The organism is uncultured Chitinophaga sp., from assembly GCF_937898475.1.
Lineage (GTDB): Bacteria > Bacteroidota > Bacteroidia > Chitinophagales > Chitinophagaceae > Chitinophaga.
Genome location: NZ_CALEJS010000041.1, coordinates 273472 through 290516 on the forward strand (window position 1 = coordinate 273472; position 17045 = coordinate 290516).

Below are 17045 nucleotides of genomic sequence, written 5' to 3' on the forward strand. Positions count from 1 at the left end.
ATCAAACCCTCAAACTGGCAAACATTTTTTGGCTTTTATTTAACACTCATGCCGCAACTATCGGGCGGCCGGCTGTTCATTATCCGTTTGCCTGCCGTAAATTTGTATAGTGAATATTAACCCTGTGCCCAAACCGTAAATACTTGCATTATGGAGAAGCAACAACTACGCGATGCGTATAAATTATACTGGCTGGAGAATGGTAAAGCCCCTGTTTCTGTGTATGCCTTCTGTAAGATCGTCAACATTCCTGAAACGGCTTTCTATGACAGCTACAGCTCTCTCGAATCCCTGGAAAGGGATATCTGGCTGGGCATCTTCGAGGAAACCACTGATCAGCTGAAGGCGGACGAGATCTACCAGCAGTATTCCGCCCGGGAAAAGCTGCTCACCTTCTATTTCCTGTGGGTACAGAAACTGAAGGCAGACCGCAGCTATATTCTCCTCCAGAAAGAGAAATTCGGTTTCCCGGTACTGCACCAGGGACAACTGGAAAGCTTCCGCAAAGCTTTCTATAAGTATGCGGAAGAACTGATCAGGGAAGGTTACCAGACCAAAGAGATCAGGGAAAGAAAATATATTTCTGACCAGTATGTACATGGTTTCTGGGTACAGGCGCTGTTTGTGCTGCGTTACTGGATCACAGATACCAGCGATAAATTTGAAATGACCGATGCCGCCATTGAAAAAGCAGTGCATCTCAGTTTCCAGCTGATCGGTGAAAACACTATAGACGGCCTGCTGGATTTCGGTAAATTCATGTTCACAGGGAAACAATAATCAGCATGGTATGAAGGAACAATCGAACATCCCTACCGGCAAGGTGGAAAGGGCCGGACGTTTTATTACCACCGGATTGAAAGTAGGCACCAATTATCTCAAACATTATACCCGCAAGCTGATGGATCCTACCACCAGCAAAGAGGAGCTGCATGCAGACAATGCAGAAGATATTTACGACACCCTCAGCCAGCTGAAAGGCAGCGCCCTGAAAGTGGCGCAGATGCTCAGCATGGATAAAGGCATGCTGCCCAAAGCATACTCCGACCTCTTTTCCATGTCGCAATACAGCGCTCCTCCCCTTTCCGGTCCGCTGGTGGTGAACACCTTCCTTAAAACACTGGGTAAATCGCCCACGCAGCTGTACGACCAGTTTGATATGAAGGCTGCGAATGCCGCCTCTATCGGACAGGTTCACAGGGCCAGCAAATGGGGCAAACAGCTCGCTATCAAAATACAGTATCCCGGCGTGGCCAACAGCGTAAAGTCTGACCTGCGGATCGTAAAACCGTTTGCCGTCCGCATCGTAGGGATGAACGAAGTAGATATGAATAAATACTTCGAGGAGATAGAGACCAAACTGCTGGAAGAAACGGATTACAAACTGGAGCTGCACCGTTCCATGGAACTCTCCGCCCTTTGCGCACATATTCCCAACCTGGTGTTCCCCGGCTATTATCCCGAGCTCTCTTCAGAAAGAGTGATCACCATGGACTGGCTGGACGGTTTTCACCTGAAAGAATTCCTGCAACGCAATCCTTCGCAGGAGGCGCGCAACAGCATTGGCCAGGCGTTGTGGGACTTCTACGATTTCCAGATGCACCAGCTCAAAAAAGTGCATGCAGACCCGCACCCGGGTAACTTCCTGATGCGCGATGATGGCACCGTAGGCATTTTCGATTTCGGCTGCATCAAGGAAATACCTGCAGACTTTTACCAGAACTATTTCATGCTGGTAGATAAAGAGGTGCTGAAAGATGAGGCCAAACGTATGGAGATCTACATGAACCTGGAAATGATCCATCCTACTGATACGGAAAAGGAGATCACTTTTTATTCAGGGCTCTTTCAGCAGATGATAGACCTCCTTACCCTGCCTTTCACACAGGACCGCTTTGACTTTGGCAACGAGTCTTACTTCGCGGAAATATACGCCTACATGGATTACCTGTACAACCTGAAGGAAGTGCGCGATTCCAAAGTAGCCAGGGGCTCCCGCCATTCGCTGTATGTGAACCGCACGTATTTCGGGCTGTATTCCATCCTGAGTGAGCTGAAAGCAGATATTTTTACGGGGATAGGCCGTTCAACGGCGCTGATGCACCAGCAGGCTTCTTAGGAACTACTCCCCCCGCAAACTATCCACCGGATTCGCCACTGCTGCCCTGATGGACTGAAAACTGATCGTTATCAACGCGATGATCAGCACCAGTACACCCGCCACTGCAAAGATCCACCAGCTGATGGTAGTCTGGTAAGCAAAATTCTGCAGCCACTGATGCATGCCCCACCACGCAATTGGTGACGCCAGCAATACGGCTATCGCTACCAGCTTCAGAAAGTCTTTGGATACCAGGGTGGTGACCTGCGTTACAGAAGCCCCCAGCACCTTACGGATGCTGATCTCTTTACTGCGCTGTTCCGCCATGTAGGCAGACAATGCAAACAATCCCAGGCAAGCTACAATAATGGCCAGTATGGCAAAGCTGCTGAAGATTCTCCCGGTACGGAGCACATCATCATACATGGCTGCAAAACGCTCATCCAGGAAGGTATACCGGAAAGGCTGAAGCGGACTGATACTTTTCCATACGCCGGTGATGGCGGCGATGGACCTTTGCATATCCGCGGCTTTCAATTTGACGGACACAATGGTAGGACTGTTACCCAGCACCATACAAAGCGGGACAATGCGGTTGCGCATACTTTCAAAGTTGAAGTCCTTTACAACCCCCACGATCTCACGTGGCGGACCGCCATTGGTCAGGCGTTTTCCTACCACATTTTTCTCCCCGGGAAACAACTTCGCGGCCATGGTCTCATTGATAATTGCCGCCTGTGAATATGTAGGCATGTTCTTCGAAAAATTACGGCCGGCTACCAGCTGCATGCCCATGGTTTCAATATAGTCTGCATCTATATTCCAGAACTGCCCGCTCACTTCACTTTCCTCCGTCTGCTTCCCTTCTTTCCAGAACGGATTGCCATTTCTTTTTGTACCAGACACCGGCAGATAGTCACTGATCGCTACATGCTGTACCTGCGGCAGCTTCGCCAGCTCCTGTTTCAGCACGCCAACCTGGTTCCCCAGTGTATTGGCGCCCTGGATCATCATCACCTGCTCTTTTTCAAATCCCAGTTCCTTGTTAAGGATAAACTGCATCTGGCGGTAAATCACAAATGTGCCGATGATCAGGATCACGGAAGTAGTGAACTGGAACACCACCAGGCCGCTTCTCAGACCCTTATTCTTTGTGCCCTGGCTTAGCTTGCCTTTCAATACCGCCATTGGCTGGAAGGAAGAAAGATAAAGTGCAGGATATAGCCCCGCTACAATACCGATTGTAAATGCAGCGCTGATGAGCAATGGCGCCAGCCACCAGGCAGTCCAGGGTATAGACAGGGATTTACCCGACAGTGTATTAAAATACGGTAGCAGCAACCAGGCCAATAGCATTGCGATGCAGAAAGAAAGAAAACTGTACAACAATGATTCTGAGAGGAACTGCTTCACCAGGTCGCTGCGATAAGAGCCGATCGCTTTCTTCAAACCCACCTCTCTTGCGCGGTTGGCTGATCTGGCGGTAGAAAGATTGATAAAGTTAATACAGGCGATCACGAGGATAAACACCGCAATAGCGCCGAACAGCCATACGAAAATGATGCTGTTCTGCCCGCCGTCAATACCGCCTGATCGCAGGTGAATATCTTTTACCGGTTGTGAGATGAACCTTAACTGCAAAGATTTGCCGATCTTTTCTGCCACCTTACTGCCCATTTGCCTTAATGCGGGCAAGTAATACTTGTTCACCACCAAATCCAGCAGCATGGCATTAAACCTGTCCATATCAGTACCGGGGCGCGGCATTACATAGGTTTCATAATTACTGGCCAGCCACTCTGTTTGTTCGCCCGGCCAGAACTCCACTCCTCTCAGCGTCAGCAGGAAATCATAATGCAAATGGCTGTTATCCGGGAAATTCTCCATCACGCCACCTATGCGGTAGGGCGTTTTAAGATTATCGTTCAGGATCAATACCTTTCCTACCGGGTCCTCGCCCGGGAAATATTTATCTGCTTTTCTCCTGGATATTACGATGGTATTGGGCTCTTTCAGGGCTTGCCGGCGGTCGCCATACACCATCGGTATCGTGAATACCTGCAACAATTCCGGATCTGCATAGGCAAAACCTTCTTCAAAAGTATTCTCTGCCTTATCAGCCCGCCGCAACTGGTTATTACCTGCGCCGGTGAACAAAGAGTTAGACATTAAACGCGCTGACAGTGTTATCTCCGGAAAATCATCTTTTATGGCCCGGGCAAATGGCGCAGGCCATGAGGCGCCCTTCCTCATCCCGCTTTCATCCTCCAGCTCTCCTATCACACGGTAAATGCGGTCTGCATTGGGGTAATAGCTGTCGTAACTCAACTCATGCCTGATATATAAAGCAATCAGCAAACAGGCGGTAATACTCAAAGCAAAGCCGCCTATTTTAACAGCTGCATACATTTTCTGTTTGGAAAGTTGCCGGATGGCGATCTTGAAATAGTTTTTCAGCATCAACTCTGGTTTAAGTTGCGATGATGATACAAAGGTAATGCCTGGCGATGAGCCATTGATAATCAAACAGTTCAAATATTACAATGTCCGGTTTTGAAAGCAGCGTGTTCACTTCCGGACAGTAGCATTACTTTAACATGATGGAACGGAAACGCACTATTACGGTTTTGACACTGCCTGGGATAAGCAGTACGACCGGCTATTGCAGCTGCCTCCCTATACGCCGGAGAAGCTGACCATGCCGTATATGTACCTTAGTAGCGGCCGCTCCGGTGCATTTGATTCGGTATACGTTTTCTCAGCGCATATCCCTGCAAAGGAAAAGTATTATTTGCGCTTTACGAATGGCACGCATGAAGACTTCTCCAGCATGGCGATTATCGCCAAAAAGCTGCAGCCCTCTACCCAGTATGTACATGCGGAAAATTATGATACCATTTGCAAACTGGCATCGATATTCTTTCAGCAATACCTGAAGCATAGCAAAACCGCCACAACAGCCGCCTACATCAAACAGCTTACAAATGCAGATTCAGCGCAGTTCAGCACGCGTTACCCTACACCCTCCCCATAAGCGGATCCGTAAAACTGCTCTTACCCGTTTCCACACGCCCGGCAAAACGCTGTTCAAAGCCATCGGCGCCTTTCACCTTTACACTGTGATCGTACCAGCCGAAACTTTTTGAAAGGTCCAGCAGCACGTCTTTTGATGCACCGGCATTTAAGACCTGTGTACGGCTGCCCGTTTTGTAGGAGTTATCGGTGATCTCTATGGTTAACGCCGCCTTGCTGTTATTAACCAGCTTAAGCAGCAGTTGCTGCGCAGCAGCAGGGGCATACATACAGCTAACGCCTACCTGCGGATCCTTGCCACTGCCTTTAAACTCGCGGAAGAAGCCATTAGGGCCATGTACCTGTAAATGATATTGCCCGCCTTCAAAATTGCTCAGCTGCCAGGTATCCTGCAGCTGGTCGCCTGCACTTACGGCATAAGACCACACCGTGTTATCACTGCCTTTCCAGCTGTCCGGCGCATATACTGTGAAAGGCGCGCCTGCGGCCTTCTTGCCAAAGGTTTTATTTCCGGCGGCAAAAGATATTTCGAAGCTGTTGTTTTTCAACTGCCCGTTCACGTAAAGCTCGTAGGGCAGCGCATTGGAGGGACGGATACCTTTCTCCTGGCTGGGCATTAAAGGAGTAGCGGCCGGGTTACGGTTGATCAGCGCTATTTCTGCATCGCTTAGTTTTTTATAACCGTCGGGTACCCCCTTGAATTTAGCCTTATGCACACTCTCAATGAAAGCATTCTTTTCAACGAAAGCAGGCTGTTTGATCTTTTCGCCGTTGTAGGGCCGGAACACAGAGCTGAGGTTGCCGCATACGGTTCGGCGCCAGGCGGTGATATTGGTTTCCTGTATTGATTTGCCTGTTTTATGCTGCAGGAATTCTTCCAGGAACTGAAGCGAAGAGGTATGATCAAACACCTGGGAATTCACCCATCCGCCGCGGCTCCAGGGCGATGCGATCACCAGGGGTACCCGGTAGCCCAGGCCGATAGGACTTTCGCGTTTATGATCTTCAGATATCCAGGTGCGTTGCTGTTCCTGCTGCCTGCTTACAAATTCCACCCCGGCGTCTATACCGTCGGATACCTTGCCGCTGTTCTTATCACGCGGGTTAGGCGCAACAAAGGGCGGCACGTGGTCAAAGTAACCGTCATTCTCGTCATAGGTGAGCACAAAGATGGTCTTCTTCCATACTTCCGGGTTGCTGGTAAGGATGTCCATCACTTCAGATACATACCAGGCGCCGTACCACGCGGAGCTGGGGTGATCGGAGAAATTCTCCGGCGCCACCAGCCAGGATACGGCAGGCAGGCTGCCGTTCTTTACATCTTCCCGGAACTGGTACAAGATATCCCCTTTGGGGATCGTCACTTTACGGGGGGTGTTACCGTCCTGGTATTGCAGAGTGGTAAGCTTGCCGAATTCGGGATCCTTTTTATTGATGGTAAATGCTTTTTCGTGCAGGCTTTTCATTTGTGGCGAAAGCTTCTCATACTTTTCGCGGGTATACAGCTGCTGATCCTTCTTTACCCTTGCCAGTTCGTCTTTCTTACGCCGGAGGCTTTTTTTGAGCGCTTCTGCCTTGTCTGCCGCTGCAGCGGCTACCTGTTTTTCCAGTGCGGCTATTTCTGCAGGCAGTTTAGCGGCTGCTTTATCCAGGTAGTTCAGGTATCTTTCGGACAGCTTTACGTTGAATTGGGAAAAGTACTCTATCGGGTTATCGCCATAATTGGCCAGCCAGCTGTCTTCCTCCCCGGTAAAACCACCTTCCACGCTGATATCGTTCTGGTAAATTCTCCAGGAAACACCCTGTTCTTCCAGTCTTTCCGGAAAGGTTTTCCAGCTCGCCATGTTGGTGTAATCCGCTTCCTCGTTCCATACCAGGGCGGGCGAGTTTTCGTTTTGCTGCGCGCGGATGGTGCCCGTCCAGAAATACAGGCGGTTGGGCGTAGTACCGGTCAGTGAAGAGCAGAAATGCTGGTCGCACACGGTAAAGGCGTCTGCCAGGGCGTAATAGAAGGGAATATCCCTGCGGGTGTAATAGCCCATGGTCAGGGGCATTTTAGCATATTCAGGATGGCCGGAGGGCTTTGCATCCAGCCATTTATCGTATTTGCCATTGTTGCGGGCATCAACCTGGTTGCTCCAGGAATGCGGCAGTGAGCCCATCCAGGTAACCCTGGTTTCTTTCATATTGAGGCGGAAGGGAGCGTAGGTTTCGCCGGCGGCATTGGTCTGCAGCCATACGCTGTTCTTATTGGGCAGGCGGATGGCCCGTGGATCGTTAAAACCGCGTACGCCCTGCAATGCACCGTAGCAGTGATCAAAGGAGCGGTTTTCCTGCATGAGGAACACAATGTGTTCCGCATCCAGGTAGGTAGTGCCCGGGGCAGGATCGATAGCCAGTGCGCGCTGAACAGAAGCCGGTAATGTTGCGAAGCCTGCAGCGCCCGATAACAGGGCTGCTTTTTTGAGAAATTCCCTTCTTGAATCCATGATGGTATACAATTGTTTACAAAGCGTAAAAATATTCAAGGTTTATTAATAACCTAGTGAGGCAGCATAATTAATGAAATGGCAACATTTGTGATCTTGCGCGGTACATCTGTCAGCTTACACGGAAAAGCTGTCAGCTGGCGGTACAGATCTGTTATCTTTCATCGAATACCTTCGATCTGTCATGGTACATCTGTCAGCTGACGCGGTACATCTGTCAGCTTTCATGACACATCTGTTATCTTACATCGAACACCTTCGATCTGTCACGACACATCTGTCAGCTGGCAACGCCGTTCTGTGATCTTACATTGATGTGCTTCGATCTGTCAACACATTTTAAGCATCTCTTAATAGCTATAAGGAATATTACTCCTGTACTTTAGGTTCTGTCATGCTGAACCAGTTGCCTACTCCATCAGAAATGATACATTCAATACCATAGAACTGCTCACGCGGCGGGCATTTAAACTCTACGCCTTTGGCTTTCAGCTCTTCATAGGTAGCTTTGCAATCAGGTGTATATAGTACGCCTGCTCCCAGCAGGCCTTTTTCCAGCAGTATGCGAACCGCTTTCTGCGCTTCGAAGTCCAGGCCGCTGATCGGCATAAGGATAATCTCCAGGTCGGGCTGGTCCGGCGGATTAACGGTTAACCAGCGATATGCGTTGTCTGCATCCTTACCGGCTTTTACTCCGTCTTCGCAGTTGTCATCCGTCATTACCACATCGGTATGTACCTTAAAACCCAGTTTGTTAACATAAAAATCGTAAGCCTTGTCTTGGTCCAGCACAAATAAAGAAGTGTGCGACATTTTAGTGATCATAACGGGACATTTGGTTAATATCCAAATTTAACAAACGTACCTGGAAATTTGTATATTAAAGGTTTGAAGTTTGAGGTTTGAGGTTCGTTAGAAGTTTGAGGTTCATGGCAGGTCTTTCGAACTGGAGAATTGCTGCAACTTCTAACCTGCAACCAACCTCAAACCTCAAACCTGAGAGCGTTTGTTATGAACAGAAGAACCTTTCTTGCCCGTACGGCGCTGAAAGCCATCGCTACCACATTACCCTTTACATTAAGTGCACGCAACCGGATGGAAGAAGATACAAGGATTATTAATGCCGGAGTGCCCGGCAATAATACACAGGATCTGCTGGACCGGCTGGATAAAGACTGCCTGGCGTATCAACCGGAGCTGACCATCCTGATGGCGGGCACCAACGACGGACTGAACCATGCCAAATATATTCCTGCTGACATTTACCGGGAGAACCTGGACAAACTGGTGCAGGGCATCAGCAACAGCGGCAGCAAAGTATTGCTCATGACCCTCCTTCCCTTTTACAGCCCCTATGTACAGAGCAGGCATCCCGCCGCGTTTTTTGCCACGGAAAGCCCGGAGGAGAAAAGAGCTGCGCTGAACAATATCATAAAAGAGACCGCCGCCAGGAGGCAAACCGCCCTGCTGGATGTGGGAAGCCTGTTTGAGAAGATCGGGAATATCGGTACGGAAGCCAGCTGCCTGCTGCTGAACGAGGCTAACAGTCCGCGGAAAGACGGTGTTCACCCTACCCCCGAAGGATACCGGGTAATAGGTCTGGCTGTTTATGACTACATCATGTATAATCAGCTGCCCGCCGGCCGCATTGTATGCTTTGGCGACAGTATCACCTGGGGCGATGGCAGCCTGGACAAGGACAGCTACCCGGCTTATTTAAAACGGTTGCTCCAGGGGTGAGAAAGGATTCACCAGGGGGCGCTGACGGGCAGCACGTCTTCCCTGCAGCCATTTATTTACCTTAAAGCAAAGGTAAGAAGTGCCTGCTCCTACTACCGCCCCCGCAAATACATCGCTGGGATAGTGGCGGCCCAGGTACATCCTGGAATAGCCCACCGCCCCTGCATAGGCTAAGGAGGGCGCTATTACATACCATTTCGGGTACTGAAGGCATAACATAGTGGCTGTTGAAAAGGCCATGGAAGTATGGCCGGAGGGAAAGGAATAGGTATCGTCATACACATTGGTATGAATGTCAGGATATTTAAGATAGGGCCGCTGACGGCGGATGGTGGATTTTCCTGCAAAAGTAATGGCCTGTGTTAGTCCCTGTCCTGCGAGGCTTAACCAGCCGTTCCGGATGGTTTCCTTGTCGTGGGTGCTGTAGCCTACCGCCAGCTGTGCAAGGGGTACGCCCACCGCCACGTAATACACGCTTTTACTAAGGCCATTCATGGCCTTGTAAGTCACCTCCGTTTTATCGGAATTGTAATTAACAGATCGTAGCCATTTAATATCAAGGCTTTGTGCCTGGGCACCATTATTTCCACATAAGAACAGCTGTAGTACTATAGTAACAGCACAGAGTTTAGCAACCAGTTGATCTTTCATTGTACAATTTAAAACAAGCAAATATTCCGGCAGGGATTGAAGCATTTTTGCAGGCTTCTGACACTGATAACGCCTGTGGGCTTATCTTTGTTATACGTGAAATGTTAAAATCTTCCTAATGGCAAGTCCCAAAACACGCCCTACCGAAAACAGCGTACAGGCTTTTCTTGACACGGTGCCGGATGAAAAGAAACGCCGCGACTGCTATACCGCGCTGCAGCTGATGCAGGAAGCCACCGGTTACCCCCCGAAGATGTGGGGCCCCGCCATTGTGGGCTTTGGCAGCTACCACTATAAATACGAAAGCGGGCACGAAGGAGATGCGCCGCTGGCAGGCTTCTCTCCCCGCAAGGAGGCGATCACTTTCTACCTGATGCTGGGCTGCGATAACCATGAAAGTTTGCTGCAAAAACTGGGAAAGCACAAAACAGGCAAAGGATGTCTGTATATCAAAAAATTGGAGGATGTTGACACCGGTGTGCTGAAGGAACTGGTAGCTGCGTCATCCCGCTCCCTGAAAGCAAAGTATTCCGCAGGATAAAAGGTCGTAAACATCCGTGAATACCTGTTTTCAGAAAATTTGTTAGCACATTCATCCATTTACGAATACTAAAAATTCGGTAATTTAGCCCACCAGCCTTTTTCTTCAAAACAACTAAATCCAACCCAATGAAATCAAAAGTACTTTGGATCATCGACGACGACCCAGATGACCGCGAATTTTTCTGCGATGCACTGAAAGACGTTGATGGGTCTGCTGTGTGCTACACTTTCAAAAACGGAATGGAAGCCCTTGACATGCTTGGTACTGACCGGGCTCCTATACCAGACTACATTTTCCTTGACCTGAATTTGCCGATGCTTAGCGGTAAACAGTGCCTGGTAGAATTAAAGAAGCTGAAGAAGCTGCACCAGACCCGTATTATTATTTACACGACTTCCACGCTGTCTGACGATTTTTCGGAAACCATCCAGATGGGCGCCATGCATTTCCTTACAAAGCCCACCACTTATGCAGAATTATGTGAAGCCTTATCCAACGTGCTTTCCGAAAAATGGACCCTCGTAAAATAACAAGTGCCGGCTATAGGAAACCATTACCTCATCTTTATTGATCACTGCCCGCAGCTAATCCCTGTTTAAATCTAAATTTGCCGCATAAACGTTATTGCACCATTGCACTAACCTCCTGCAGATATGCCATGCTCCGCAGTTCGGATGCTGTATGGAACGTAATGTCTGCCGGGAAAAGTTGTGCACGTAATGCCTTATAGATGCGGACACAATGCAGTAATGCCTCTGAAATGGCAGCAGGATCATAGTCGGCTACCGTGGCAATCAGGTCGTCCATATCTGCAGCAGGCAATTCTTTTTCCACCTTACGCAGGGCTTTGGGACGAATACCGTTTTTTACCTGCATCAGCGGCGCCAGCACCCTGGCGCGCAGGAAGCCTACACCATCCAGCGCTTCAAAGTACTCACCTCTGCCCATTTTGGTGGCAATGTAATGCACCCATGTCCAGATGCGGTCTTCCAGCCACTGGTAATCCGGGTAAGGCCACACGGCTGTGGTAGCCGAGATAACACCAGCCAGCGCAGCGTCCTTGTCCAGCAATATTTCCGGGTCTTCAACACGGTCATGGAATTCGGGCAGGGTAACAAACTTGATATCTACATGCAAGAGGGGATCATCGTAGAGGCAGATCAACAAACGCGGCTCGCCAACATGCTCGCCTGTGAAAGCGTTCAGCAACTGGCCCAGCTTTGCAGCGTAAGCAAGCATGGCAGACTTGTTGCCCGCTACCTTTTCCCTGGTAACAAGTACAAGGTCCAGGTCTGAATAGGGATCCATTTCTTTATGGATCCATGAACCGCCTGCGGCCAGGCCAATTACACCGGGATCGTTCCTTAACAGCGCTGCCGCACTTTTTGCAAATTGCTGTTGTATCATCATACCTGCTGAAGAATTTTTTATAATTTCCTACCAGTTTAGTAGACTTTTTAAAAACTAACGTTATCTTTGTAACCGGATTTGGCGCCCACCAAGCCAGATGCTCAACAATTACTATTGTTATGCGGGCAGTATCAACCATCAAATCTTCCTTATCATCATTATCCAGACCGGCCTCCCAACCGGGCCGCTACTACATCTTCCCTTTAAAGGAATATTGTTGTTGTTAGTGCTGGTTCCTTCATTCCTGTTCAGTTTTTCTCGTGAACAACCAGTGCTGTTCCAGATACAGGATATTTTTAATTTAAAACCAACTTATATACACAAAATAGGATCGCCGAAAAAAACCCGGTAATAAATTACCGGGAGGGGGATGAGATCAGTCCAGTAACGCCAATCACTTACTGATCATCATCGCTGATTTACATTAACGATAAAACATCATTAACATGAATCTGTTCCAAAGGTATAAAAAATATACCTGCCGCTATCGTATTTCCTGCTCTCTCCTGTTTTTCCTGCTGCTGACCGGCTTTGCAGGCCGGGCGCAAAACAACAATGTGCTGCTGGCAGGTAAAGTTTTCGACGAAAGAACCAAGGATCCCCTGCCTGCCGCCGTAGTGCGCATCAAAGGCACTACACACAGCGTGGTAACAGATAACAACGGCGCATTTAAATTCGTAACGGGACAGCGCATACCCGTTACCTATATCATCAGCTATGTAGGTTATAAAACGCAGGAGATCAACGTTAACAGCTATGGCAACCTGGATATCGCGCTGCAGGAAGCCAATACACAGCTGAACGACGTGGTGGTGGTAGGCTATGGCACCCAGAAAAAAAGCGACCTTACGGGATCGGTGGCTTCCCTGCCCAAAGCTGTACTGGCCCTGCCCACCGTATCTTTTGACAACCTGCTGCAGGGCGCCGTATCAGGCATTGCCGTTACACAAAGCTCCGGGCAGCCGGGCAGTACCGCTACCATCCGCGTTCGTGGCGGCAACTCCATTTCTTTTGGCAACGAACCCCTGTATGTAATAGACGGTTTCATTGTATATAACAATAATGATTACACGAATACCGGCGCATCCAGCGGCGCCAGTATAAATGCGCTCTCCACCATCAACCCCAGCGATATTGAGTCTGTGGAGATCCTCAAAGACGCCTCTGCCACCGCCATCTACGGGTCCCGTGGCGCCAACGGCGTAGTGCTGATCACCACCCGCAGGGGAAAAAGAGGCAGCAGCGATGTGCACTACAGCGTCTATGCAGGGCGGCAGCGCGTAGCCAAAAAGCTCTCCCTGCTCAACGCCTCGCAATGGGCCTCCCTGGTGAATGATATCAATGTAAGCGATGGAAAGCCGGAAACATTTACAGACCAGCAGATAGCCGCCCTGGGCGAAGGATCCGACTGGCAGCGCTCCGGCCTGCGGGACGCCACTATCCAAAATCACGAGCTGTCTGTTTCCGGCGGCGATGACAAGAACCGCTACCTGATCTCCGGCAGCTATTTCAACCAGCAGGGCACATTGCTCAACACCGGTTTTAAACGCTACTCCGGCCGTATCAACTACGAAAGGATTGTGAATGAAAGGTTCAAGGTGAACACGAATGTATTTGGCAGCCAGGCTTCGTCTGATAAATTATTTGGCCCGGCTTACAACAGCATCAATTTCTCCGGCGCCTTTCCCAGCCTGATATTATCCTCCCCGGTGGCGAAGATCCGGAATGACGATGGCAGCTATAACATCAACAGTCCGTATACCACTACGCCCACCAATCCGTTGCAGGATATTACCGCCACTACAAATCATAGTAACATTACACGCGTACTGGGCAATATTTCCGCTGAGTACCGCCTGCTGGATGAGCTGGTGTTAAAAGTAACCGCTGGTGCAGACCTGCTGAACACCAAACAGAACTATTATGCGCCCTCCAATACCGCCGCACCGGGCGCCGGCTCCAACGGCTATTCTGCCGGCGGGTATGCTTCCGTAGGCAGCGGTACTGCGGTAACATGGCTGAATGAGAACACACTGACCTGGAATCATTCTTTTGCAGGTAAACACTTTCTGAACGTGCTGGCGGGCTATACCACCCAGTTTGCAAAAGACGAATCTGCAGTAGCCAGCGCGCAAAAGTTCCCAAACGATCTTACTGAATATAACAACCTGAGTTATGCCGCCACGGCCCTGCTATCGCAGTCAAACGCTCACCAGTCTGCCCTGAACTCTTACCTGGCCAGGGTGAACTACTCTTATAAACACAAGTACAACGTCACCATTTCTGAGCGGGCAGACGGATCTTCGCGGCTGGGGGCTAATCACCGCTGGGGCTTTTTCCCTGCCATTGGCCTGTCGTGGAACGCCAGCCAGGAAGATTTTTTCCAACCCCTCAACCGCCATATCAGCCACCTGAAAATAAGGCTCAGCGCCGGCCGCACCGGCAACTCGGAGGTGCCTCCGTATAGCGCGCTGGCGGCGCTGGCGCCTACCAATTACTATTTCAACGGCGCACTGGTAACCGGTATCGCCCCGCTGCAGATTGCCAATCCCGATCTGAAATGGGAAACCACCACGCAATATAACGCGGGTGTTGACCTGGGCCTCCTTAACGACCGGGTGAACCTGGTCTTTGATGTGTACTATAAAAAGACGAGCGACCTGCTGCTGCATGTACCCTTTCCGCTGTATACCGGTTATGCCAGCTCCCTGCAGAACGTAGGCAGCGTGGAGAACAAAGGTATTGAGCTGAGCCTGAACAGCCAACCTGTGAAAACGCAACACTTCAGCTGGCGCTCTACCCTGGTGTTTGCCGCCAACCGGAATAAAGTGCTGAGCCTGGGTGGCGCCAGCAGCTTCTTCCCCCTGGCTCCCACCGGGCAGGTATCACCGGTGATCGTACAGGTGGGTCTGCCCGTGAGCACCTTCTGGGGCTACAGCACCGATGGTTTGCTCACGGCCACAGACGTATCCAAAGGCGCCCCGTTGCTGGCGGGCGTATCGCAGCAGGAAGGCGACCGCAAATATGTGGACTGGAACGGCGATGGTGTGGTAACCACAACAGATAAACACAACCTGGGCAGCGCACAGCCCAAATTCACTTTCGGCTTCTCCAATACACTTAACTACCGGCAGTTTGACCTGTCCTTCTTTTTCCAGGGCTCTTATGGCAACAAGATCTTCAACCTGCTGCAGCAGAAGCTGGAGATTCCTACCCTTTCACTGAATGCATCGGCTACACTGCTGGACAGATGGCGCCCGGATAATCCAAACGGAACTTTCCCGAAAGCCACCAACGCACCGGTAGCCCAGGTAACAGATCAGTACATTGAGGATGGCTCCTATGCCAAACTGAAGAATATCACCCTTGGCTATACGCTGCCGCAGGGCATTGTCTCACGCATCCATGCCAAACAGCTGCGCATATACGTAGCTGCACAGAACCTTTTTAGCATTACCAGCTACAACGGGTATGATCCTGAGGTGAACTTCTATGACAGCGACAATACCAAACAGGGGATTGATTACGGCATTTATCCTCCTGCCAGCACTTTTCTCGCCGGGCTGAACGTAACCTTCTGATTTAATAAAAAAAGAACAATGCAAAGAGTATATATACTGTTATTGCTTGCAGGCAGCTTATCCATGTCCTGCAATAAACTGACGGAAGATCCTGGTTCCATCATCACCGCTTCGCAATTCTATAAAACCGAATCAGACGCCAGGGCTGCCGTTGCGGCGGTGTACAGCACCCTGAACAGCGATCCTGCCGGTGATTTCCCGATCTACGGCAGAAACCTTAACCTGCTGACAGGTAACGGCAGCGATGACCAGGTGTTCAGTCCGTCCAATACCAACCCCGATGTACGCGCACTTGGTACCGCCACGTATGTGGCCACCAACGACCGCATAATGAAAAGCTGGCAGCAGCACTACTACGGTATCAGCAGGGCCAACGTCGCTATTGACAATATTCCCGATGTGCCGATTGATACCGCCCTGCGCTCACAGCTGGTAAGGGAGGCGAAGTTCATACGGGCGCTGCTGTACTTCAACCTGGTGCGTTTTCATGGCGATGTGCCCCTGATACTGCACGATCCTGCTACGGTAGATGTGACCAAACTGCTGGTACCCCGCAGCTCCAAGGACAGTGTGTATCAACAGATCATTGCAGACCTGGCAGATGCTGTGAACCTGCCCAAATTCCTTACCGGCGCCGATAAAGGAAGGGTTACCAGCGGTGCGGCACACGGGCTGCTGGCCAAAGTGTATGTTACCCGCCGTCAATGGACGGCCGCCCTTACCGAATTACAAGAGGTGATCAACGGCGGTTATGGTTATGACCTCTTCGAAAATTTCCAGGACGCTTTCCAGAAAGCAACGAAAAACGGTAAGGAGCATATCTTTTCCGTACAGTTTGAAACCAACCTGGGCGCAAAGAACAGTACACAGTTTGTCAGCTCCGGCTCCTTTAACTCTTTCAATGTGGCGGTGTTCCCCGGCGATCTTCCTTCAGACAGTCTTTACCCCCTGTTTGAAGCGCATGATGCCCGCCGTGCCGTTACCTTCTTCACCAGCCTGTATAATGCGGCCACCGGCAGAACAGTGGACTTTGGCGCACCCCGCTTTGCCAAGTTTATAGACTTCAGCCTGTCGCCCCTCACCAACCAGGGACAAAGCGGCCTGAATTACCCGGTACTCCGCTATGCAGACATCCTGCTGCTGTATGCCGAAACCCTGAATGAAATAAACGGCGGTCCTACCGCAGCAGCCTATACGGCTATTAACCGGGTACGCAGCCGGGCGCACCTCCCTGATCTCGCTACCGGTCTTAACCAATCGCAGTTCAGGGAAGCTGTGTTCCTGGAAAGAAGGAAAGAATTCATCCTGGAAGGCAACCGCTGGTTTGACCTGGCCCGGAGAGGTGGCAGCTACCTCTATGATGCATTGAAACAGCTGCCGGCTAAAACCGGGGCCGCGCTGAAAGATACCCTGTATCCCATCCCGCAGCGTGAAATAGACCTGAACCCATTGCTGACGCAGAACCCGGGATGGTGATAAAGTTCATGGCCTGTGAA

Annotated in this window: 13 protein-coding genes; 8 read left to right on the forward strand and 5 right to left on the reverse strand. The window is 50.3% G+C overall.

Annotated features, from left to right (window positions below):
• Window positions 1-150: 150 nt before the first annotated feature.
• Together Q0577_RS25450 and Q0577_RS25455 are read left to right on the forward strand one after the other, a co-directional pair.
• Complete coding sequence (locus tag Q0577_RS25450) at window positions 151-780, forward strand: TetR family transcriptional regulator C-terminal domain-containing protein (RefSeq protein ID WP_298741385.1); 630 nt, start codon at window positions 151-153, stop codon at window positions 778-780.
• Window positions 781-790: 10 nt separating this feature from the next.
• Entirely contained in the window at window positions 791-2119 is a 1329-nt protein-coding gene (locus Q0577_RS25455) for an AarF/UbiB family protein (RefSeq protein ID WP_298741387.1), read from the forward strand.
• A 3-nt stretch (window positions 2120-2122) separates the two neighbouring features.
• On the opposite strand, the gene Q0577_RS25460 is transcribed toward Q0577_RS25455, so the two are convergent.
• Complete coding sequence (locus Q0577_RS25460) at window positions 2123-4561, reverse strand: ABC transporter permease (protein ID WP_298741388.1); 2439 nt, start codon at window positions 4559-4561, stop codon at window positions 2123-2125.
• A gap of 202 nt (window positions 4562-4763) precedes the next feature.
• Between Q0577_RS25460 and Q0577_RS25465 the strand changes: the two genes are divergently transcribed.
• Complete coding sequence (locus Q0577_RS25465) at window positions 4764-5135, forward strand: hypothetical protein (protein ID WP_298741390.1); 372 nt, start codon at window positions 4764-4766, stop codon at window positions 5133-5135.
• Here Q0577_RS25465 and Q0577_RS25470 read toward each other — a convergent pair.
• Both Q0577_RS25470 and Q0577_RS25475 read right to left on the reverse strand, forming a co-directional pair.
• Window positions 5119-7623: a phosphocholine-specific phospholipase C gene (locus Q0577_RS25470; protein ID WP_298741392.1), complete on the reverse strand. Its 2505-nt coding sequence runs from the start codon at window positions 7621-7623 to the stop codon at window positions 5119-5121. The two genes, Q0577_RS25465 and Q0577_RS25470, sit on opposite strands and share 17 nt — an antisense overlap.
• Window positions 7624-7992: 369 nt before the next feature.
• Window positions 7993-8448: a VOC family protein gene (locus Q0577_RS25475; protein WP_298741394.1), complete on the reverse strand. Its 456-nt coding sequence runs from the start codon at window positions 8446-8448 to the stop codon at window positions 7993-7995.
• A 186-nt stretch (window positions 8449-8634) separates the two neighbouring features.
• On the opposite strand from Q0577_RS25475, the gene Q0577_RS25480 reads away from it, so the two are divergent.
• Window positions 8635-9363, forward strand: a complete 729-nt coding sequence (locus tag Q0577_RS25480; protein WP_298741396.1) for an SGNH/GDSL hydrolase family protein — start codon at window positions 8635-8637, stop codon at window positions 9361-9363.
• Here Q0577_RS25480 and Q0577_RS25485 read toward each other — a convergent pair.
• On the reverse strand, window positions 9340-10014 hold the full coding sequence (locus tag Q0577_RS25485; protein WP_298741398.1) for a phosphatase PAP2 family protein: 675 nt from the start codon (window positions 10012-10014) through the stop codon (window positions 9340-9342). The genes Q0577_RS25480 and Q0577_RS25485 overlap by 24 nt on opposite strands.
• Window positions 10015-10132: 118 nt before the next feature.
• Between Q0577_RS25485 and Q0577_RS25490 the strand changes: the two genes are divergently transcribed.
• Both Q0577_RS25490 and Q0577_RS25495 read left to right on the forward strand, forming a co-directional pair.
• The gene (locus Q0577_RS25490) at window positions 10133-10555 is read left to right on the forward strand and encodes a DUF1801 domain-containing protein (RefSeq protein ID WP_298741400.1); all 423 of its coding nucleotides are present in this window, start codon (window positions 10133-10135) and stop codon (window positions 10553-10555) included.
• 128 nt (window positions 10556-10683) lie between these two features.
• Window positions 10684-11088, forward strand: coding sequence for a response regulator (locus Q0577_RS25495; RefSeq protein ID WP_298741402.1), 405 nt, complete (start codon window positions 10684-10686; stop codon window positions 11086-11088).
• Window positions 11089-11179: 91 nt separating this feature from the next.
• Here the strand turns inward: Q0577_RS25495 and Q0577_RS25500 are convergent, their stop codons facing one another.
• Entirely contained in the window at window positions 11180-11968 is a 789-nt protein-coding gene (locus Q0577_RS25500; protein ID WP_298741404.1) for a nucleotidyltransferase domain-containing protein, read from the reverse strand.
• A 446-nt stretch (window positions 11969-12414) separates the two neighbouring features.
• On the opposite strand from Q0577_RS25500, the gene Q0577_RS25505 reads away from it, so the two are divergent.
• Complete coding sequence (locus Q0577_RS25505; protein ID WP_298741406.1) at window positions 12415-15549, forward strand: TonB-dependent receptor; 3135 nt, start codon at window positions 12415-12417, stop codon at window positions 15547-15549.
• An 18-nt stretch (window positions 15550-15567) separates the two neighbouring features.
• Complete coding sequence (locus Q0577_RS25510; protein ID WP_298741408.1) at window positions 15568-17025, forward strand: RagB/SusD family nutrient uptake outer membrane protein; 1458 nt, start codon at window positions 15568-15570, stop codon at window positions 17023-17025.
• The last annotated feature ends 20 nt before the right edge of the window (window positions 17026-17045 follow it).